Here is a 19,733-nt window from a genome sequence, read left to right as displayed (position 1 = left end):
ATAAAAATAGCACAAGGATGCAGAGATGAAAAAAGCAATTTTAATGATGACATTTGGTTCACCAGAAGAGATTACCTTTGAAGGAGTAGCCGACTTTTTTACCAACATTCGTCGTGGAGTTCGACCTCAAGATCACGAGATTCAAACACTTTATGATAATTATGTTCGAATTGGAGGAACCCCACTTCAAAAAATTACCCGTGAAGAAGTTGCTTTGGTAGAAGCTAGATTGGGAAATGAATATAGTGTCTATTTTGCCAATAAATTTTCAACTCCCTTTATTCCAGATGTGATTCGTCAAATGGAAACAGATGGAATTGAAAAGTGTATTTGCTTGATTTTGGAGCCACACTATTCTTTTTACTCTGTCATGGGGTACGAAAAGTTTCTGGAAAGTAAACAAATTCAGTTTTTAGTTATTAAGGACTGGTATCAGGAAGAAGCGCTCTTAAACTATTGGACAGCTGAAATTGCTAAGATTTTAAAAGAAAAGGTGAAACAGGATAGCTTTAAAGTCATCTTTTCTGCCCACAGTGTGCCCATTTTTGCCTTGGATTTTGGTGATCCCTATATCGACCAGATTTTCGAAAATAGCAAGTTAATTGCTGAGAAATTAGGCTTGAAACCAGAACAATATACCAACACTTGGCAGAGTGAAAGTGATATTGGTATTCCTTGGATAAAACCAGATGTCTTGGAATATCTTAGAGAACAGGAAGAACATCCAGAGCATTATATTTTTGTACCTATTAGTTTTATTAGTGAACACATTGAAGTTTTGTTTGACAACGATGTGGAATGTCATGACTTGTGTCAGGAATTGGGTGTGAACTACCATCGTCCACCAATGCCAAATACTGATTCTCGTTTGATTGATGCCTTGGTCAATATTGTCCGAGCTAACGAACATAAAGAATTTAGAGAATTCCTCCCAGAAGAAGAGACCTTTGATGAATTAGTCCCTTCGGATGAAACTAAGAATATTTTAGATGAATCACAAGACTTACAAATGCCAGAATTTGTCAAAAAATTAATTGAGAAAAAAGGTCGTGAAAATGTCAAGATGCCTTATTTAATCAAAAAAATGCTTGAAAAAGCTGGCAAATTACCTAAAGACTAAGTGAAAATAGAAAAGAACTGGTAAGTTTTGTTTCAAATATCCGCTAAGGCAGGATATAACTTAGAAAGTGAAAGAAAAGGCGGTGGGATAGAAATCGATAGACAAAGTCTTGATTTCGTAGTCCCAGCCCCGCGAGGATGATTAGGAGCTTTTTGGAGTCTAAAAGACGAACAAAAAGTTCAATCAGCTACCGCGTCAAATTATGATTGATAATAAAAAGTGAGGTCGGGAACTTTTTGTCCCAACCTCTTTTTAGGTGACTAGCATTTTTTAAACTAGTTTTTCTTATTTACCTAAACAAAATTGGCTAAACAATTGAGTAATAAGCTCATCAGGCGCTGCATCTCCGGTGATTTCCCCAAGAATTTCCCAGGTTCGAGTTAAATCAACTTGAAGCAGATCAACTGGCATGCCCAATTCAAGACCTTCGTTAACTGCTTGTATGCTTTCGACTGCCTTTTCAATTAATGAAATATGACGGGCATTGGACAAGTAAGTAGCATCTTGTTCGACCAAGCCAGCATTTTCAAAGAAGAGGTTATTGATGCGTTCTTCAATCTTATCAATGTTTTGATTTTTAAGGACTGAAATACGAATGATATCATCTGGAAGCTCAGCAGTTTCGATCGCTTCTGGCAGGTCAGTTTTGTTGAGAAGAATGATTCGATTAGTATCTTGACTAATTTCAAGAAGTTGTCGGTCTTGGGCAGTTAGAGGTTCGCTAGCGTTTAGGACTAGTAGTACCAAGTCAGCTTCCTTAAGGGCTTTTTTGGAGCGTTCGACCCCGATCTGTTCCACGACATCATCCGTTTCACGAATACCTGCAGTATCAATCAACTTCAGTGGAACACCGTTGATATTGACGTATTCTTCGATGACGTCTCGAGTAGTCCCTGCAATATCCGTTACAATGGCTTTATCTTCGCGCAGGAGGTTATTAAGTAGACTTGATTTCCCAACGTTAGGACGACCAATGATGGCCGTTGCAATTCCTTCGCGGAGAATTTTACCACGACGTGCAGTTTTTAGGAGATTGGTCAAGAGTTGTTCAAACTCCATAGTTTTTTCGCGGACAACAGCAGTAGTGGCTTCTTCCACATCGTCATACTCAGGGTAATCGATATTAACCTCAACCTGAGCCAAGGTATTGAGAATTTCCTGACGAGTATTGTTAATGAGGTCAGACAGGGATCCATCAAGTTGTTTGACTGCTATATTCATAGCCTTGTCAGTCTTAGCACGGATGATATCCATCACTGCCTCAGCCTGAGTCAAGTCTACACGACCATTGATGAAGGCACGTTTGGTAAATTCACCAGGTTCTGCCATGCGAGCCCCTTCACGGATAGCCAATTGCAGGATTTCATTGGTCACGGCAATCCCTCCGTGGGTGTTAATCTCGATAATATCCTCGCGAGTGAAGGTCTTTGGAGACTTCATAGCTCCTACCATAACCTCGTCCATAACCTTACCAGTCAAAGGGTCAACAATGTGGCCGTAGTTAAGAGTGTGGCTAGCGACCTGACTCAAGTCTTTGCCTTTAAAAATCTTTTGCGCAATGGCAAAACTATCCGTTCCGCTTAAACGAACAATCCCAATAGCCCCTTCACCAAGCGGTGTCGAGATTGCTGCGATGGTATCAAATTCACGTGTAATCATTTCATTTCCTTTTTACAATTTATATACAAATATCATTTAAAATTGTAACAAAATATAGCGTTTTATTCAACGAATGCCACTTATAAAGAAAAGCCTAAGCAGATTGCTTAAGCTTTATTTAGTGCGCATTTCACCTTGTGGGAAATAAGTTCCTTCAGGCATATCGTTAATAATAACGTGAACAGCTGACTGAGGTGCTCCTGTGTTACGAACAACAGCTTCTGTAACTTCCTTAGCTAGGGCTTTCTTTTGCTCTAGCGTGCGTCCTTCAAATAAATCGATGCGTACAAATGGCATAATTGCGTCCTCCACTAGTTATTTGATTTCTTCTATTTTACCACATTTTGCCATTTAAAGCTTTGAGAAATTATGGTATACTAGAATGTAGCAAAAAATTAGAAATGGACGTGAAATAGAAGCATGGCACAGTTGTATTATCGTTATGGGACCATGAATTCAGGTAAGACGATTGAGATTCTCAAGGTAGCCTATAACTATGAGGAGCAAGGAAAAGGAGTTGTGATTATGACTTCAGCTCTGGATACACGTGACGGTGTCGGTTATGTCTCTAGTCGCATTGGAATGAAAAGACCAGCAATTGCCATTGACGAAACAACAGATATCTTTGGGTTTATCCGGGATTTGCCTGAAAAGCCTTACTGTGTGCTTGTTGATGAAGCTCAATTTCTAAAACGTCATCATGTTTACGATTTAGCTCGTGTTGTCGATGAGTTAGATATACCTGTTATGGCATTTGGTTTGAAGAATGACTTTCGCAATGAGCTGTTTGAAGGTTCCAAACACCTCTTGCTTTTAGCAGATAAGATTGATGAGATTAAGACCATTTGTCAGTATTGCAAGAAAAAAGCGACTATGGTTTTGCGTACGCAGGACGGACTGCCTGTTTATGATGGTGAACAAATCCAGATTGGTGGAAATGAAACCTATATCTCAGTTTGCCGTAAGCATTATTTTGCCCCTGAAATCAATAAGGAGAATAACACAGAATGAATATCTATGATCAACTACAAGCTGTAGAAGACCGTTATGAAGAATTAGGAGAATTGCTGAGTGACCCTGATGTCGTTTCAGATACCAAGCGTTTCATGGAGCTTTCAAAAGAAGAGGCTTCAACTCGTGACACAGTAACAGCCTACCGTGAGTACAAACAAGTCCTTCAAAACATCGTCGATGCTGAAGAAATGATTAAAGAATCAGGCGGAGATGCGGACTTGGAAGAAATGGCCAAGCAAGAGCTCAAAGATGCCAAGGCTGAAAAAGAAGAGTATGAAGAAAAATTGAAAATCTTGCTCCTTCCAAAGGATCCAAACGATGATAAGAACATCATCCTTGAAATCCGTGGAGCTGCTGGTGGAGATGAGGCAGCACTTTTTGCTGGTGACCTTCTAACAATGTACCAAAAGTATGCTGAAGCGCAAGGCTGGCGCTTTGAAGTTATGGAAGCCTCAATGAACGGTGTTGGTGGTTTTAAAGAAGTAGTTGCCATGGTTTCTGGTCAGTCAGTGTACTCTAAACTCAAGTATGAGTCTGGTGCTCACCGTGTACAGCGTGTCCCTGTGACAGAAAGTCAAGGTCGTGTGCATACCTCAACAGCGACTGTCCTTGTCATGCCTGAAGTCGAAGAAGTAGAATACGATATTGATCCAAAAGACCTTCGTGTGGATATCTACCACGCATCTGGTGCTGGTGGACAGAACGTCAACAAAGTTGCGACAGCTGTCCGTATTGTTCACTTACCAACCAATATCAAGGTTGAAATGCAGGAAGAACGTACCCAGCAGAAAAACCGTGAGAAGGCTATGAAGATCATCCGTGCGCGTGTTGCTGACCACTTTGCACAGATTGCCCAAGACGAGCAGGACGCTGAGCGTAAGTCTACTATCGGTACTGGTGACCGTTCTGAACGTATCCGTACTTATAACTTCCCACAAAACCGTGTGACGGACCACCGTATCGGCTTGACTTTACAAAAACTTGATACAATTCTAGCTGGTAAACTAGATGAAGTTGTAGATGCTTTAGTTCTTTTTGACCAAACACAAAAATTGGAAGAATTAAACAAATAATGAAATTAGCTCAAATATTTAAAGATTTTGAGGAAAAGTTGATAGCACAAGGAGAGGAAGCAGAAAGCCTCTCTTTTGTCTATCGTAGTCTAAAAAATCTATCTTTTACAGACTTTGTCTTTGCCCTTCAGCAAGAAGTCACTGATGAAGATTACAAATTTGTAGAGGATATTTACATCAAGCTAGCTAGCCACATACCTGCCCAGTACATCATCGGTCATGCTGAATTCTATGGGATGCAGTTAAAAGTAGATGAGCGAGTCTTGATTCCTCGACCAGAGACAGAAGAGTTAGTGAAACTCATTTTGACTGAAAATCCTGAGAAAAATCTCAAGGTACTTGATATCGGAACAGGAAGCGGAGCGATAGCCCTTGCTTTAGCGAAAAATAGACCAGATTGGTCAGTTACGGCTGCAGATATTTCACAGGATGCTTTAGACTTATCATTGGAGAATGCTTACGCTCAAAATCTAAATCTCTCTTTTATCAAATCTGACTGTTTCTCCGAAATTTCTTCAAAATATGATATAATTGTATCCAATCCACCATACATTTCTCGAGCAGATGAAACAGAGGTTGGTTTGAATGTTTTGCATTCAGAACCACATTTGGCACTTTTTGCTGACGAGGATGGTCTCGCAATCTATCGCAAAATCGCGGAAGGTTCCAAAGACTATCTAACTGATGGTGGTAAGATTTATCTTGAAATTGGCTACAAACAAGGTCAAAGTGTACCCGCTCTCTTTATGGAAAATCTTCCAGAGAAACGAGTTCGTACTCTGAAAGACCAATTTGGTCAAGATAGGATGGTTGTCATTGATGATGGAGAAAATTAAGCAAGAGTTGGAAAAAGGTGGAGCTGTAGTTTTGCCGACAGAAACAGTTTATGGTCTCTTTGCAAAAGCGCTAGATAAAAAAGCTGTTAATCTTGTCTACCAGCTTAAACGTCGTCCAAGAGACAAGGCACTTAATCTTAATGTCGCTCATCTAGACGATATTTTGAACTTTTCTAAGAATCAGCCACCTTATTTACAAAAACTTGTTGATAGTTTTCTTCCTGGTCCATTGACCATTATCCTAGAAGCTAATGACAAGGTCCCTTACTGGGTTAATTCAGACTTGACGACTGTTGGATTTCGCATGCCGAGTCATCCCGTCACTCTAGAATTGATTCGTGAGTTTGGTCCCTTAATCGGCCCGTCTGCAAATATTTCAGGACATACAAGTGGAGTTAGCTTTAAAGAAATTTTAAAAGACTTAGGACAAGAGGTTCTGGGAATAGAAGATGATGCTTTTTTAACAGGTCAAGATTCGACTATTATAGACTTATCTGGCAGCAAGGTGAAGATTCTACGCCAAGGATCAATTAAACAAGAAGATATTCTTGCCAAGATACGTGAAATTTCTTTTGAAGAGGTATGATATGCTACGTTATTTGAAAGCGACAGATGTCGAAACAATTTGTGTCATTAACAAAGAAGCGCTAGGTTATGCTTTTAGTCCAGAGGAAACGGCTGGTCAACTAGCTAAGTTGACACAAGACTCCCATCACTTCCTACTTGGTTTTGAGGATTCAATTAGCCATGACTTACTTGGTTATGTTCATGCTGAGGTTTATGAATCCCTTTATTCAAAACCAGGTTTTAATATCCTAGCTTTAGCTGTTTTACCTCAAACACAAGGTAAAGGAATCGGTAAAACTTTGCTTGAAGGATTAGAACAGGAAGCAGAAAAACGTGGCTATAACTTTATTCGCTTAAATTCTGCAGACCATCGTACAGGTGCGCATGCATTTTATGAAAGAGTTGGTTATACCTGCGATAAAATGCAGAAACGATTCATTAAATTAATAAAAGGAGAAGACCTATGATTTTTGACAAAGATGATTTTAAAGCCTATGACGCGGATCTTTGGAATGCCATTGCCAAAGAAGAGGAACGCCAACAAAATAATATTGAATTAATCGCTTCAGAGAACGTAGTTTCTAAGGCTGTTATGGCTGCTCAAGGGTCTATCTTGACTAATAAATACGCCGAAGGTTATCCAGGACGTCGTTATTACGGTGGTACAGATGTAGTAGATGTTATCGAAACTCTAGCTATTGAACGTGCGAAAGAAATCTTTGATGCTAAATTTGCCAATGTCCAACCTCACTCAGGAAGTCAAGCCAACTGTGCAGCTTACATGGCTTTGATTGAGCCAGGTGATACGGTCATGGGGATGGATTTGGCAGCAGGCGGGCACTTGACTCACGGAGCTCCTGTAAGCTTCTCTGGTCAAACCTACAACTTTGTTTCTTATAGTGTTGATCCTGAGACCGAACTTTTAGACTTTGACGCCATCTTGAAACAAGCTCAAGAAGTGAAACCCAAACTAATCGTAGCAGGGGCTTCAGCCTATTCTCAAATTATTGATTTTTCAAAATTCCGTGAAATTGCTGATGCTGTTGGTGCTAAACTCATGGTAGATATGGCTCATATTGCCGGCTTGGTTGCTGCTGGTCTTCACCCAAGCCCGGTGCCATACGCACATATCACAACTACAACGACCCACAAAACCCTTCGTGGGCCACGCGGTGGTTTGATTTTGACCAATGATGAAGACTTAGCTAAGAAGATTAATTCTGCTATTTTCCCGGGTATCCAAGGTGGTCCTTTAGAGCATGTTGTTGCTGCTAAGGCTGTTGCCTTCAAAGAAGTCTTGGATCCAGCCTTCAAAGAATATGCTGCTAAGGTCATCAAGAACAGTAAGGCTATGGCTGAAGTATTCCTGAAAGATCCTGATTTCCGTATTATCTCTGGTGGCACTGAAAACCACCTCTTCCTAGTGGATGTTACTAAGGTTGTAGAAAGTGGAAAAGTAGCTCAAAACTTGCTGGATGAAGTTAATATTACCCTAAATAAGAACTCTATCCCTTATGAAACCTTGTCACCATTTAAGACTAGTGGTATTCGTATTGGAGCGGCAGCAATTACTGCTCGTGGCTTTGGTGAAAAAGAAAGTCGTCAAGTTACTGAACTTATTATTAAAGCCCTTAAGAATGCAGAAAACGAAGCTGTCTTAGAAGAAGTGAGAAGTGCAGTCAGAACCTTGACGGATGCCTTCCCATTATACGAGGACTAATATTTTATGGATATTTATATTAAGAAAGCCATTATCCATCAGTTCAGTCCTGATGACACAGAGTTGTTCCTAGCGGATAAGTTTCTCAATATCACTCCAAAAATAGAGGAATACTTGCGTAAAAAAGTGGAGCGTGTGTATTCTGATGATGCTAAAACTGGTATTTTTGAAGAGGATAACCCATTTTTCAACAACATTACAGAAGATTTAATGAAAACATCTGTGACGATTGCCAATCTTTGGAAAGAGGAATTCTCTGTATCTGAAAATCAAAAGACAAACGATTTAGTCTTTGTACAGTTTTCAAAAGAAGGAGTGGGACACTTTGCCTTCCTTCGAATTGCATTGCGAGAAACCTTAACACACCTAGGTGGTGAAGTTGATAATCCAATCAAACTGACTCAGAATAATCTACCAGGTTTTGGTACTGGAGCTGATGAAGCCCTTGTGGTTAATCTTCAAAACCGCAAGTATCACCTGATTGAAAAACGGATCAAGTACAATGGAGCCTTTTTAAACTATTTTTCTGAGAATCTTATTCAAGCTCAACCAAAGATTTCACCTAAGAAATCAATCAAGGAACTTGAAAAAACTGCTCAGAAAATTGCCGAAACCTTTAACACGGATGATTTTCAATTTCAATCAAAAGTAAAATCTGCGATTTTCAACAATCTTGAGGAAAACAATGAGCTCTCTCCAGAAAAATTAGCTAATGATCTCTTTGATAATAATCTAACAGCTCGTCTCAGTTTTATTGACCAGGTCAAAGAAGCAGTGCCAGAGCCTGTACAGTTTGATGAGATTGATGCTAGTCGTCAGTTGAAGAGATTTGAAAATCAGAAACTTTCCTTGTCAAACGGGATTGAACTAATCGTACCAAACAATGTCTATCAAGATGCGGAATCTGTTGAGTTCATCCAAAACGATAATGGAACCTATTCTATCTTAATCAAAAACATCGAGGATATTCAAAATAAATAATGTTTAAATTCATACGAAGAGTGCTGGTGCTAGCAGTCTTCCTTTTCGCTGGATACAAAGCCTATCTCATTCGTCAGGATGTCAAACAAGTCATGACGTATCAACCGATGGTTCGTGAAATCTTGAATGAAAGAGATACTCCAGCAAACGAAGAGCTTGTGCTCGCCATGATCTATACAGAAACCAAAGGTAAAGAAGGAGACGTGATGCAGTCAAGTGAATCTGCTAGCGGCTCCACTGATACCATTAACGATAATGCAAGTAGTATTCGTCAAGGTGTTCAAACTTTGACAGAAAATCTCTATCTGGCTCAAGAAAAAGGAGTGGATGTCTGGACAGCCATTCAAGCTTATAACTTTGGACCTGCTTATATTGATTTTATCGCCCAAAATGGCAAGAAAAACACGATTGCTCTAGCTAAACAATATTCTAGAGATACAGTTGCGCCGACATTAGGGAATACAACAGGAAAAACCTATCGCTACATCAATCCTATTTCCATTTTTCAGGGTGGAGAACTCTATGTCGATGGGGGAAACTATTATTACTCTAGACAGGTTCAAGTAAATCTCTATATCATGAAAATTTTTAATCTATTTTAAGAGGCTGGGATAAAAGTCCTAGCCTCTCAATTGTCTTTGGATTATCGAGCAAGACGCAGTGGTTGAGTGGGCTCTACTACGCTGATTTCATCAGCTTTTACAGCCCTACTCAACTGTGCGGAGGTGGGACGACGAAATCGAATTCTAACGAATTACTGATTTCTGTCCCACTCTCTTTTATAAGTTTTCTTTAAGGATACTTTAATATGCTAGAGTAGAAAAGGAGGAACGTCTCATGCGAAAGAAATTCTTTCTGACGAGTGCTGCAGTTCTTTTGGCGGTTGCAACATTGCAAAACGTTTATGCAGCAACTGATGTTCAAAAAGTAATTGATGAAACCTATGTTCAACCTGAGTACGTCTTGGGTTCTTCACTAACAGAAGATCAAAAAAATCAAACACTAAAAAAACTAGGCTATGATGCCTCTAAAGATACTAAAGACTTGAAGACAATGACACCCGATGTCTATTCAAAGATTATGAATGTCGCAAACGATTCTAGTCTTCAGCTTTATTCATCAGCAAAAATTCAAAAATTAGGAGATAAATCTCCACTTGAAGTCAAGATTGAAACACCTGAAAATATCACAAAAGTAACCCAAGACATGTACCGTAATGCAGCTGTTACCTTGGGTGTCGAACACGCGCGTATCACCGTTGCAGCTCCAATTCCAGTTACTGGGGAAAGTGCCCTAGCAGGTATTTACTATTCCCTTGAGTCAAATGGTGTAAAATTACCACAAGAAAATAAAGACTTGGCTCAGGAAGAGCTCAAGGCCTTGTCTGATATTAACGATGAAAACAAGGACAAATCAGGATTCGATGCCAATAAACTGAACGTTGCACTTGCTGATATCAAGGCTGCAGTCGCTAAGGCAAAAGAGTCCAAAGGTGAACTTACAGAAGACGATGTTCGTAAGATTGTCGAAGATACTTTGAAGAACTACAAACTGGATCAAGTTGTTACAGGCAACCAGGTCAATGTCATTATCAACTTTGCCTTCAATCTATCAAAGAGCGATATTCTCAACAATGAAGACTTTACAAAGACTCTAAAAGATTTGAAACAAAGTATCGTTGCGCAAGCTGGTGACAGCTTCAGTAATATCGACCTTAACTTTGATGCCAATAAAGCTATTCAAGACGGTGGGAATATCCTTAGCTCTATTTGGCAAGCCATCCTTGATTTCTTCAAGAGTTTTGGTGCTTAGGTCAATTCATGGTATAATAGATGGTAACAGGATTGTTGCCGTCTTTTTTTGTCGGCTCATAGAAAGTGAAACATATGTTAAAGAAAAATGATATTGTAGAAGTAGAGATTGTCGATTTGACACATGAAGGAGCAGGAGTTGCCAAGGTAGATGGCTTGGTCTTTTTTGTTGAGAATGCTCTACCGACTGAGAAAATCCTCATGCGTGTCCTTAAAGTTAATAAAAAGGTTGGTTTTGGTAAGGTCGAGGAATACCTTCTTCAATCTCCACATCGTAATCAAGACTTAGATTTGGCTTACCTGCGTTCAGGGATTGCAGACCTAGGTCATCTAGCTTATCCAGAGCAACTCAAGTTCAAAACGAAGCAAGTAAAAGACAGCCTATACAAGATTGCTAGTATCACGGATGTAGAGGTTGCTGATACTCTTGGTATGGAACATCCGATTAAGTACCGTAACAAGGCTCAGGTACCTGTTCGCCGAGTAAATGGTGTTCTAGAAACTGGTTTCTTCCGTAAGAATTCTCACGACCTTATGCCCTTGGAAGATTTTTATATCCAGGATCCAGTCATTGACCAGGTTATTCTTGCACTACGTGATTTGCTTCGTCGCTATGACTTAAAACCCTATGATGAAAAGGAACATTCTGGCTTGATTCGTAACCTTGTTGTACGTCGTGGCCATCATTCAGGTCAAATTATGGTTATCTTGGTGACAACTCGTCCTAAAATTTTCCGAGTTGAACAGTTGATTGAACAAGTCATCAAGCAGTTCCCAGAGATTGTGTCTGTCATGCAGAACATCAATGACCAAAACACCAATGCGATTTTCGGGAAAGAATGGCGTACACTTTATGGTCAAGATTACATTACCGACCAAATGTTGGGCAATGATTTCCAAATCTCTGGACCAGCCTTTTACCAGGTCAATACAGAAATGGCGGAGAAACTCTATCAAACAGCCATTGACTTTGCGGAGTTAAAAGAAGATGATGTGGTGATCGATGCCTATTCAGGAATAGGGACTATCGGCTTATCTGTCGCTAAGCATGTCAAGGAAGTCTATGGCGTAGAGGTTATCCCAGAAGCAGTAGAAAATAGCCAGAAGAATGCAGAATTGAACGGCATCACCAATGCCCACTATGTCTGTGAAGCTGCTGAAAATGCCATGAAGAATTGGCTCAAGGAAGGCGTTCAACCAACTGCTATCCTAGTCGATCCACCACGCAAGGGATTGACCGAAAGCTTCATCAAAGCAAGCGCCCAAACAGGCGCTGACCGCATCGCCTATATCTCCTGTAATGTCGCCACCATGGCGCGTGATATCAAACTCTATCAAGAGTTGGGTTATGAATTGAAGAAAGTCCAGCCTGTGGATTTATTTCCGCAGACGCACCACGTGGAGTGTGTTGCTCTGCTCGTAAAAACCTAGAAACCTTTGAATGAAAGGGATAACGAAAAGCCTTGATTGCAAGGCTTTTTGTATTGGCGTGGGGAAGTATCAGAGTGAGAAAATTTTTGGAATGAATAGAAGTGATAGCTAGAAATTATCAGTTTCTATTTCCATTTACCCTGTGGGTACGTGTTTGTTTCCATTGACAAGGAGTTTGTGGGAATAGAAATGTACCCACCTTGTTTGAATCAAGTGAAGTGTAGTTGAAGGAAATCTGTTGAAAGCAATACTTCATTTTACCGAATAAGTAATAATTTAGGCAACTTCAAATCGATTAAAAAAAACTATTTTAAAGGTTAAGAGTAGACAAAAATTGTCCACTCTTTTTTGCAAACTCAATTTATCAATAAATGAAATGAGGGAATGTAAAATGAAATATTTTGAGGTTGAGTTAGAAAATCCTGATGAATTTTTAAAACTACAAACAGAAGATTTTGTGAAAGCTAATCGCTTGCTACTAAGGAAGATAATCCAGAGCGTTACAGTCTATGAAGAAAACTTCGTCATATCCTTTAAATCTGGCATCGAATTGGAAGTATGAGTCTCATTCCATAACTTTTATATTGAACATATCATCTTGTTGTGTTATACTATAAATTGATATAAACAAAGATGTAGGAGGAACCGAAACTATGACAGCCTCAATGCGTTTAAGATAAGCTGGCAATAAAAAAAGCAGAATCTATACCCGATGATAGGCTTTTTTGTTGTGCTTATTTATACGATATTGAGCATTCATTAGTTACGGTGAGGATATTGGTTATTTAACTATACCTTTATTTAACTATGTCTTTAATATGAATGTTTCCAAATTGTATGTATGCAGACCAAAAGCCACATTGTGGGGTTTGGCCTGCATTTTTTATTGCCTAGAATGCTATTCAAAATAGAAATTCAAGCAAAATAATATGCAGGAGATAATATAAATGGAAAAATACAACAATTGGAAACGAAAATTTTATGCAATATGGGCAGGGCAAGCAGTATCATTAATCACTAGTGCCATCCTGCAAATGGCGATTATTTTTTACCTTACAGAAAAAACAGGATCTGCGATGGTCTTGTCTATGGCTTCATTAGTAGGTTTTTTACCCTATGCGATTTTGGGACCTGCCATTGGTGTGCTAGTGGATCGTCATGATAGGAAGAAGATAATGATTGGTGCCGATTTAATTATCGCAGCAGCTGGTGCAGTGCTTGCTATTGTTGCATTCTGTATGGAGCTACCTGTCTGGATGATTATGATAGTATTGTTTATCCGTAGCATTGGAACAGCTTTTCATACCCCAGCACTCAATGCGGTTACACCACTTTTAGTACCAGAAGAACAGCTAACGAAATGCGCAGGCTATAGTCAGTCTTTGCAGTCTATAAGCTATATTGTTAGTCCGGCAGTTGCAGCACTCTTATACTCCGTTTGGGATTTAAATGCTATTATTGCCATCGACGTATTGGGTGCTGTGATTGCATCTATTACGGTAGCAATTGTACGTATACCTAAGCTGGGTAATCAAGTGCAAAGTTTAGAACCAAATTTCATAAGGGAGATGAAAGAAGGAGTTGTGGTTCTGAGACAAAACAAAGGATTGTTTGCCTTATTACTCTTAGGAACACTATATACTTTTGTTTATATGCCAATCAATGCACTATTTCCTTTAATAAGCATGGAACACTTTAATGGAACGCCTGTGCATATTTCTATTACGGAAATTTCCTTTGCATTTGGGATGCTAGCAGGAGGCTTATTATTAGGAAGATTAGGGGGCTTCGAAAAGCATGTATTACTAATAACAAGTTCATTTTTTATAATGGGGACCAGTTTAGCCGTTTCGGGAATACTTCCTCCAAATGGATTTGTAATATTCGTAGTTTGCTGTGCAATAATGGGGCTTTCGGTGCCATTTTATAGCGGTGTGCAAACAGCTCTTTTTCAGGAGAAAATTAAGCCTGAATATTTAGGACGTGTATTTTCTTTGATCGGAAGTATCATGTCACTTGCTATGCCAATTGGGTTAATTCTTTCTGGATTCTTTGCTGATAAAATCGGTGTAAATCATTGGTTTTTACTATCAGGTATTTTAATTATTGGCATTGCTATAGTTTGCCAAATGATAACTGAGGTTAGAAAATTAGATTTAAAATAAACAATATTGGAGGAATATTTATGTATCTTATTTTCATGTAACTCTTCCTGCTAAAATCGCAGGGTTTTCCCTGCATACAAGCAAATGAAAGCATGCGATTATAGACAGGAGGAAATGTTATGGAATTAATATTAAAAGCAAAAGACATTCGTGTGGAATTCAAAGGACGCGATGTTTTAGATATAAATGAATTAGAAGTATATGATTATGACCGTATTGGTTTAGTAGGAGCAAATGGTGCTGGAAAAAGCACTTTACTCAGGGTACTTTTAGGAGAATTAACTCCCCCAGGATGTAAAATGAATCGTCTGGGTGAACTTGCCTATATTCCCCAGTTGGACGAAGTAACTCTGCAGGAGGAAAAAGATTTTGCACTTGTAGGCAAGCTAGGTGTTGAGCAATTAAATATACAGACTATGAGCGGTGGTGAAGAAACAAGGCTTAAAATAGCACAGGCCTTATCGGCACAGGTTCATGGTATTTTAGCGGATGAACCTACGAGCCATTTAGACCGTGAAGGAATTGATTTTCTAATAGGACAGCTAAAATATTTTACAGGTGCACTGTTAGTTATTAGCCATGACCGCTATTTTCTTGATGAAATAGTAGATAAAATATGGGAACTGAAAGATGGCAAAATCACTGAGTATTGGGGAAACTATTCTGATTATCTTCGTCAGAAAGAGGAAGAACGTAAGAGCCAAGCTGCAGAATACGAACAATTTATTGCGGAACGTGCCCGATTGGAAAGGGCTGCGGAGGAAAAGCGAAAACAGGCTCGTAAAATAGAACAGAAGGCAAAAGGTTCTTCAAAGAAAAAAAGTACTGAAGACGGAGGGCGTTTAGCTCATCAAAAATCAATAGGAAGTAAGGAAAAAAAGATGTATAATGCTGCTAAAACCCTAGAGCACAGGATTGCGGCCTTAGGAAAAGTAGAAGCTCCGGAAGGCATTCGCAGAATTCGTTTCAGGCAAAGTAAAGCATTGGAGCTCCATAATCCATACCCTATAGTCGGTGCAGAAATTAATAAAGTATTTGGGGATAAGGCTCTGTTTGAAAATGCATCTTTTCAAATTCCGTTAGGAGCAAAAGTGGCGTTAACTGGTGGTAATGGAATCGGAAAAACAACTTTAATCCAAATGATCTTAAACCATGAAGAAGGAATTTCTATTTCGCCTAAGGCAAAAATAGGTTACTTTGCACAGAATGGTTACAAGTACAACAGTAATCAGAATGTTATGGAGTTTATGCAGAAGGATTGTGACTACAATATATCAGAAATTCGTTCAGTGCTAGCATCTATGGGGTTCAAACAGAACGATATTGGAAAAAGTTTATCTGTTTTAAGCGGTGGAGAAATTATAAAATTGTTGCTTGCTAAAATGCTCATGGGTAGATATAACATCCTAATAATGGATGAACCCAGTAACTTCCTTGACATACCAAGTTTAGAGGCTTTGGAAATACTAATGAAGGAGTACACCGGAACTATCGTGTTTATCACCCACGATAAACGATTACTCGAAAATGTAGCAGATGTAGTTTATGAAATTAGAGATAAGAAAATAAATCTGAAACATTAAATTTAAGGTAGTCGCTGGTCAGTATAGTCTGTTCTGGTTGGCGACTCCATTGTTAAAGAGTATAAAGACTTTAGATTTTATGAATATTAAAAATAGGAACAGTCAATTGAACTGCTCCTATTTTTCTGCTAAATATATTGTAGTTTTCTTATATGTATAATGATAGATTAGCGGATTCTCATCTACGGTACTTACTTCAAATATGAAGAAGTGATCGCGGTTATCTCTGGACTTTTCCTTATTGAGGACAAAGTAATTCTTACGTGAAGTCGCCATTGTTTTTAGGATATCATCAGTTAGGAAGGTCAATGGAATATTCATGTTAGAGTAGCGGTAGAAGTCACGTTCAAAATCTTGGTAGCTCTCGCTATAATAGTCCATTTGTAGGTGATTACGCTGAAACTCAAGCTGATTCATAGAGCACCTCCTCGACAAGTTCAATACTAATAATGTCTTTTAATTTCAAATTGATGTGACCTGTTGTAGTTTTTATCAAAATGAAATCTTTGGTCAGACTTGGTATTGTTCCAGTGTAGGAAACACGCTTGTTTTTTTCAATCACTTGAATGCGTGTGCGTAGCTGCCCGGCGTATACTTGACTGAGGAGTAATAATTTCTTCTCTAGTGATAAGTCAGACATGTACGTTACTTTGTTTGTATCATCAGAGAGTGCTGATGCATGTTCAGATAGGAAAAAGCCCATCCATTTTTGCATCTTTGTATCCTGGTACTCTCTTGCTGACTGAAATGGTAAGGATGAACGGTCAATCATTTTAATCCCTCCAATCCACCAGCGGAATGACCGCCAATAAGTTTACTGCGTTCAATATTTTAGGAACCTTCAGTTAGGACGGTTCCTTTTTGTATGGCTAAAAAGCCAAACTGTTCTCTGACAACATCAATAGCTGTCTGAAGTCTATTTTCTTTTTCAATTTCTTCTACATCATGCAAAATGAGGACAACCCTTTTACTACCAAGGTGTTCTGTGCAGAATGCGGTTCAGCTTTTGGACGTAAGAACTGGACGACCAGTCGTGGCAAACGTAAAGTTTGGCAGTGTAACAACCGTTATAAGGTAAAGGGACAGATTGGTTGTCAGAATAACCATATCGATGAGGGAACACTAGAGAAAGCTGTAATGATGGCAGTTAAACTACTGAGTGAGAATATGGATTTGTTGCATGGAAAGTGGAATAAGATCTTGGAAGAAAACCAGTTATTAGAAAAGCATTACAGTGTGTTACTGGCTGAATTGATAAATAAGGAGTGTTGGGAATATGATTCCTTTGAGATGTGTCAGGTACTAGATAGTATTTTGATTTCGGAGGATGGACAGATAACCGTTAGATTTTTGGAAGGAACAGAAGTTGATTTATAAGGCTGTAGGCATAGTATAGTTCACTATGTTTGCAGCCTTTTTTCTTGTTTAGTGGTATAATTATATGTAGGATTTTTTTAATATCGGTTACTTTTTATGAATTAACCAAAAAACTAAAATGGAGTTGTTTTATAATGAGATATTCTGAAGAAGCATTACAATCATGGATTAAGCCGTTATCTGCCACTGAAGAAACACGGGTTGAAAATACTATTGGAATGATTAAAGATGCAATAGAAAGGAGTGGGCTCTCTTCAAAGTATGAATATGAAATTTTTGCCCAAGGTTCTTATGCAAATAATACGAATGTAAAGAAAAATAGCGACATTGATATCTGTATCATGGTGAAATCTTTATTTTATTGTGAGTATGTAGATGGGTTATCGGACCTAGACTATAATTACTCTAGTAGCAGCACCAATGCTAATGTATTTAAAAACGAAGTGATTAAAGCGTTAATTTCAAAATTTGGTGCAGAATCAGTTTCTATTGGCAATAAGTGTATCAATATTAATTCTAACTCATATCACGTAAATGCAGATGTAGTCCCATGTTTTCAATATCGAAATTATAGATATATTGGTAGCAGGTCATCTGAAAAATTTGTTGAAGGCATCAAATTTTTTACCTCAAACGGAAATTATGAAGTAATTAATTATCCTAAAGTTCATATACAAAATGGTATCTCTAAGAATAAATCTACTCACTATAAATATAAATATTTAGTTAGGATTATGAAGCATATTAAGAACGAGATGCAGGAGCTAGGATTGACAAACGAACGCATTTCTTCATATTTGATAGAATGTTTGGTCTGGAATATACCTGAACAGATGTTTTTCAATAGTAATAGCTACACAGGGTTGTTACAGCAAGCGTTATATTACATAGTGTCTCAAGTGAATTTAAATTGGGTTGAAGTAAGTGGAATGTATTACCTTTTTCGTTCAGAGCAGAAATGGAATTTACAGGATACAAAAACTTTTTTAGTTAGAATGATTGAATTTTTGGATTATAAATAAAACTTATGAATGAACAGCAGAAAAAATTTTTGAATATTACAATATGGGTTTTTGCAATTTGCTTGTTATTAAGATTGTTAATAAGTGGCCAAGAGATTGCAGTGAATCTTAAATCTGATATTTTGGCATTGGTATATTCAGCCATTGGGTATATTGGTGAAGCTATATCAGTTACAGCAATTATTATGGCTATTTTTGAAAAAACAGCATGGCGGTGGCCATTACTATCTAAGATTCATAATGTTCCAATTTTATTTGCGAATTATGTAGGTAGTTTCAAGACGGACTATGATCAGAATGAAAGAAATTGTGAACTTACTATTGAACAGTCATTTACGACTATTAAAGTTAAGTTTAAAACGGGTGAAAGTTCGAGCCATAGCATTACAGCATCAATTATCAATGATAATGGAACACAAAAATTAATTTATACATATTTAAATAGCCCAAGGGCTGAATTGCAAAGTCCTATACATTATGGGACGGTAATTCTTGATATTGATAATCCAAATCAACTAGAAGGAAATTATTATACTAATCGAGGAACCAAAGGTTCAATGAGTTTTGAGATAAACAACCCTTCTCGCTAGTTGGATTTGTAAAGATTTAAATAAAGAAAGAAGAACTAACTATCGGAAACTTGGCATAGATGTAACAATACTGTATATTAACGAAGCCGTAAATACTCGCATTAGTTACGTTTAATAGTTTAATACGGATATTCAGCAGCTTTGATTTCGTTTCACAGTATAGGTAGTAACCGTCAAGACATGTTGAGTGCGTGAGTTTGTTAGTGAAACGTGCTTAATCCTCAAAAGGTTCACCCAAACCTTTTGAGTCCCACAAACGCATCATGTTGAGGCAGTATCACTGCTTGTACAAGCTGAGACATCAGCAAAGTAGAAGCAGATTTCCGCCCATGGTATAGCTGTCGTAGAGTGAGGAGTTTACGACGAAACGATACGGTAACAGCGAAGCTCCTAGTGTGTAGTGTTGCTCGTAAAAGCCTAGAAATCTTGATATGAATCAATAATGTAAAGCCTTGAATGTAAGGCTTTTTTTGTATTTTTGTGATAAAATATAGGTGGTTATAATCAAGACCAACTAATAAGCAGTAACAAATATTACATTTAAAATAATCAAGATATGGAAATGAAATGACAGAAATTGATAAAAAGAATTTAAAAAATTATCTTTATTGTACATTTGGAATTACTTATATAACATGGGGGCTTCTCGCCATAATTACGCAATCTCATATTTTGGGATTAGAAACGATTATAGGGAGAACACTACATATAGTAGGCGCACTTGGTCCAGCTATTGCAAGTGGTTTTTATTTGAAAAGTAATAATATAAAATTTAAACATTTTG

General features: G+C 38.2%; 21 protein-coding genes and 2 pseudogenes. 18 read left to right on the top strand and 5 right to left on the bottom strand.

The window, feature by feature from the left end:
* Positions 1–25: 25 nt before the first annotated feature.
* Positions 26–1,120 (top strand): ferrochelatase, encoded by a 1,095-nt coding sequence (gene hemH / locus I1J71_RS06820; RefSeq protein WP_195184191.1) that lies wholly within the window; start codon positions 26–28, stop codon positions 1,118–1,120.
* A gap of 285 nt (positions 1,121–1,405) precedes the next feature.
* On the opposite strand, the gene mnmE is transcribed toward hemH, so the two are convergent.
* Both mnmE and I1J71_RS06810 read right to left on the bottom strand, forming a co-directional pair.
* The gene (mnmE, locus tag I1J71_RS06815; RefSeq protein ID WP_195184190.1) at positions 1,406–2,779 is read right to left on the bottom strand and encodes a tRNA uridine-5-carboxymethylaminomethyl(34) synthesis GTPase MnmE; all 1,374 of its coding nucleotides are present in this window, start codon (positions 2,777–2,779) and stop codon (positions 1,406–1,408) included.
* A gap of 114 nt (positions 2,780–2,893) precedes the next feature.
* Positions 2,894–3,076 carry a 4-oxalocrotonate tautomerase gene (locus tag I1J71_RS06810; RefSeq protein WP_001117401.1) on the bottom strand — a complete coding sequence of 61 codons (183 nt, stop codon included), beginning with the start codon at positions 3,074–3,076 and terminating at the stop codon, positions 2,894–2,896.
* 123 nt (positions 3,077–3,199) lie between these two features.
* On the opposite strand from I1J71_RS06810, the gene I1J71_RS06805 reads away from it, so the two are divergent.
* From I1J71_RS06805 to msr(D), 13 genes are all read left to right on the top strand, one after another.
* On the top strand, positions 3,200–3,790 hold the full coding sequence (locus I1J71_RS06805) for a thymidine kinase (RefSeq protein ID WP_016465889.1): 591 nt from the start codon (positions 3,200–3,202) through the stop codon (positions 3,788–3,790).
* Positions 3,787–4,866, top strand: coding sequence for a peptide chain release factor 1 (prfA, locus tag I1J71_RS06800; RefSeq protein WP_178895071.1), 1,080 nt, complete (start codon positions 3,787–3,789; stop codon positions 4,864–4,866). Before I1J71_RS06805 ends, prfA begins: the two co-directional genes overlap by 4 nt.
* A complete protein-coding gene (gene prmC / locus I1J71_RS06795) occupies positions 4,866–5,702 on the top strand; it encodes a peptide chain release factor N(5)-glutamine methyltransferase (RefSeq protein WP_178895070.1) in 837 nt (278 codons plus the stop codon). The genes prfA and prmC overlap by 1 nt, the downstream gene beginning before the upstream one ends.
* A complete protein-coding gene (locus I1J71_RS06790; RefSeq protein ID WP_178895069.1) occupies positions 5,686–6,288 on the top strand; it encodes an L-threonylcarbamoyladenylate synthase in 603 nt (200 codons plus the stop codon). The genes prmC and I1J71_RS06790 overlap by 17 nt, the downstream gene beginning before the upstream one ends.
* 1 nt (position 6,289) lies before the next feature.
* Positions 6,290–6,736 (top strand): GNAT family N-acetyltransferase, encoded by a 447-nt coding sequence (locus I1J71_RS06785; protein WP_178895068.1) that lies wholly within the window; start codon positions 6,290–6,292, stop codon positions 6,734–6,736.
* Positions 6,733–7,989, top strand: a complete 1,257-nt coding sequence (glyA, locus tag I1J71_RS06780; protein ID WP_178895067.1) for a serine hydroxymethyltransferase — start codon at positions 6,733–6,735, stop codon at positions 7,987–7,989. The genes I1J71_RS06785 and glyA overlap by 4 nt, the downstream gene beginning before the upstream one ends.
* A gap of 6 nt (positions 7,990–7,995) precedes the next feature.
* Positions 7,996–8,970, top strand: coding sequence for a nucleoid-associated protein (locus I1J71_RS06775; RefSeq protein WP_178895066.1), 975 nt, complete (start codon positions 7,996–7,998; stop codon positions 8,968–8,970).
* Complete coding sequence (locus I1J71_RS06770) at positions 8,970–9,572, top strand: lysozyme family protein (RefSeq protein ID WP_178895065.1); 603 nt, start codon at positions 8,970–8,972, stop codon at positions 9,570–9,572. Before I1J71_RS06775 ends, I1J71_RS06770 begins: the two co-directional genes overlap by 1 nt.
* A gap of 235 nt (positions 9,573–9,807) precedes the next feature.
* Positions 9,808–10,782 (top strand): DUF1002 domain-containing protein, encoded by a 975-nt coding sequence (locus tag I1J71_RS06765; protein ID WP_178895064.1) that lies wholly within the window; start codon positions 9,808–9,810, stop codon positions 10,780–10,782.
* 74 nt (positions 10,783–10,856) lie between these two features.
* Positions 10,857–12,212 carry a 23S rRNA (uracil(1939)-C(5))-methyltransferase RlmD gene (gene rlmD, locus I1J71_RS06760; protein ID WP_178895063.1) on the top strand — a complete coding sequence of 452 codons (1,356 nt, stop codon included), beginning with the start codon at positions 10,857–10,859 and terminating at the stop codon, positions 12,210–12,212.
* Positions 12,213–12,603: 391 nt separating this feature from the next.
* The gene (locus tag I1J71_RS06755; RefSeq protein ID WP_000873143.1) at positions 12,604–12,774 is read left to right on the top strand and encodes a hypothetical protein; all 171 of its coding nucleotides are present in this window, start codon (positions 12,604–12,606) and stop codon (positions 12,772–12,774) included.
* A 385-nt stretch (positions 12,775–13,159) separates the two neighbouring features.
* Complete coding sequence (gene mef(A), locus I1J71_RS06750; RefSeq protein ID WP_000417519.1) at positions 13,160–14,377, top strand: macrolide efflux MFS transporter Mef(A); 1,218 nt, start codon at positions 13,160–13,162, stop codon at positions 14,375–14,377.
* A 119-nt stretch (positions 14,378–14,496) separates the two neighbouring features.
* Positions 14,497–15,960: an ABC-F type ribosomal protection protein Msr(D) gene (gene msr(D), locus I1J71_RS06745; protein WP_000420313.1), complete on the top strand. Its 1,464-nt coding sequence runs from the start codon at positions 14,497–14,499 to the stop codon at positions 15,958–15,960.
* A 117-nt stretch (positions 15,961–16,077) separates the two neighbouring features.
* Here the strand turns inward: msr(D) and I1J71_RS06740 are convergent, their stop codons facing one another.
* The 3 genes and pseudogenes from I1J71_RS06740 to I1J71_RS06730 form a co-directional block, all read right to left on the bottom strand.
* Positions 16,078–16,377, bottom strand: coding sequence for a DUF5960 family protein (locus I1J71_RS06740; protein WP_001072467.1), 300 nt, complete (start codon positions 16,375–16,377; stop codon positions 16,078–16,080).
* Positions 16,364–16,732 carry a hypothetical protein gene (locus I1J71_RS06735; protein WP_000567197.1) on the bottom strand — a complete coding sequence of 123 codons (369 nt, stop codon included), beginning with the start codon at positions 16,730–16,732 and terminating at the stop codon, positions 16,364–16,366. The genes I1J71_RS06740 and I1J71_RS06735 overlap by 14 nt, the downstream gene beginning before the upstream one ends.
* A pseudogene (locus tag I1J71_RS06730) lies at positions 16,729–16,908 on the bottom strand (DNA polymerase); the annotation flags it as partial. The pseudogene I1J71_RS06730 and the gene I1J71_RS06735, both read right to left, overlap by 4 nt.
* Before the next feature lie 30 nt (positions 16,909–16,938).
* Between I1J71_RS06730 and I1J71_RS06725 the strand changes: the two are divergent.
* From I1J71_RS06725 to I1J71_RS06710, 4 genes and pseudogenes are all read left to right on the top strand, one after another.
* Complete coding sequence (locus tag I1J71_RS06725; protein WP_004261296.1) at positions 16,939–17,337, top strand: zinc ribbon domain-containing protein; 399 nt, start codon at positions 16,939–16,941, stop codon at positions 17,335–17,337.
* A 134-nt stretch (positions 17,338–17,471) separates the two neighbouring features.
* On the top strand, positions 17,472–18,359 hold the full coding sequence (locus tag I1J71_RS06720) for a nucleotidyltransferase (RefSeq protein ID WP_001270697.1): 888 nt from the start codon (positions 17,472–17,474) through the stop codon (positions 18,357–18,359).
* A gap of 5 nt (positions 18,360–18,364) precedes the next feature.
* On the top strand, positions 18,365–18,949 hold the full coding sequence (locus tag I1J71_RS06715) for a hypothetical protein (RefSeq protein WP_001005371.1): 585 nt from the start codon (positions 18,365–18,367) through the stop codon (positions 18,947–18,949).
* Positions 18,950–19,516: 567 nt separating this feature from the next.
* Positions 19,517–19,733: pseudogene (locus I1J71_RS06710) on the top strand (CPBP family intramembrane glutamate endopeptidase); the annotation flags it as partial.

The sequence above is a fragment of the Streptococcus infantis genome, assembly GCF_015546995.1.
GTDB classification, from domain to species: domain Bacteria; phylum Bacillota; class Bacilli; order Lactobacillales; family Streptococcaceae; genus Streptococcus; species Streptococcus infantis_J.
Note: the sequence above shows the minus strand (reverse complement) of the source record. Positions and strands in the feature narration are given on the sequence as shown.

Excerpts from the sequence above, each read along its gene's own strand:
- I1J71_RS06775 (WP_178895066.1), top strand. The coding sequence starts at position 7,996 with ATGGATATTTATATTAAGAAAGCCATTATCCATCAGTTCAGTCCTGAT.
- glyA (WP_178895067.1), top strand. The coding sequence starts at position 6,733 with ATGATTTTTGACAAAGATGATTTTAAAGCCTATGACGCGGATCTTTGG.
- I1J71_RS06810 (WP_001117401.1), bottom strand. The coding sequence starts at position 3,076 with ATGCCATTTGTACGCATCGATTTATTTGAAGGACGCACGCTAGAGCAA.
- I1J71_RS06765 (WP_178895064.1), top strand. The coding sequence starts at position 9,808 with ATGCGAAAGAAATTCTTTCTGACGAGTGCTGCAGTTCTTTTGGCGGTT.
- I1J71_RS06785 (WP_178895068.1), top strand. The coding sequence starts at position 6,290 with ATGCTACGTTATTTGAAAGCGACAGATGTCGAAACAATTTGTGTCATT.
- I1J71_RS06805 (WP_016465889.1), top strand. The coding sequence starts at position 3,200 with ATGGCACAGTTGTATTATCGTTATGGGACCATGAATTCAGGTAAGACG.
- prmC (WP_178895070.1), top strand. The coding sequence starts at position 4,866 with ATGAAATTAGCTCAAATATTTAAAGATTTTGAGGAAAAGTTGATAGCA.
- hemH (WP_195184191.1), top strand. The coding sequence starts at position 26 with ATGAAAAAAGCAATTTTAATGATGACATTTGGTTCACCAGAAGAGATT.
- I1J71_RS06790 (WP_178895069.1), top strand. The coding sequence starts at position 5,686 with ATGATGGAGAAAATTAAGCAAGAGTTGGAAAAAGGTGGAGCTGTAGTT.
- I1J71_RS06735 (WP_000567197.1), bottom strand. The coding sequence starts at position 16,732 with ATGATTGACCGTTCATCCTTACCATTTCAGTCAGCAAGAGAGTACCAG.
- I1J71_RS06740 (WP_001072467.1), bottom strand. The coding sequence starts at position 16,377 with ATGAATCAGCTTGAGTTTCAGCGTAATCACCTACAAATGGACTATTAT.
- prfA (WP_178895071.1), top strand. The coding sequence starts at position 3,787 with ATGAATATCTATGATCAACTACAAGCTGTAGAAGACCGTTATGAAGAA.
- mnmE (WP_195184190.1), bottom strand. The coding sequence starts at position 2,779 with ATGATTACACGTGAATTTGATACCATCGCAGCAATCTCGACACCGCTT.
- rlmD (WP_178895063.1), top strand. The coding sequence starts at position 10,857 with ATGTTAAAGAAAAATGATATTGTAGAAGTAGAGATTGTCGATTTGACA.
- I1J71_RS06715 (WP_001005371.1), top strand. The coding sequence starts at position 18,365 with ATGAATGAACAGCAGAAAAAATTTTTGAATATTACAATATGGGTTTTT.
- I1J71_RS06720 (WP_001270697.1), top strand. The coding sequence starts at position 17,472 with ATGAGATATTCTGAAGAAGCATTACAATCATGGATTAAGCCGTTATCT.
- I1J71_RS06755 (WP_000873143.1), top strand. The coding sequence starts at position 12,604 with ATGAAATATTTTGAGGTTGAGTTAGAAAATCCTGATGAATTTTTAAAA.
- I1J71_RS06770 (WP_178895065.1), top strand. The coding sequence starts at position 8,970 with ATGTTTAAATTCATACGAAGAGTGCTGGTGCTAGCAGTCTTCCTTTTC.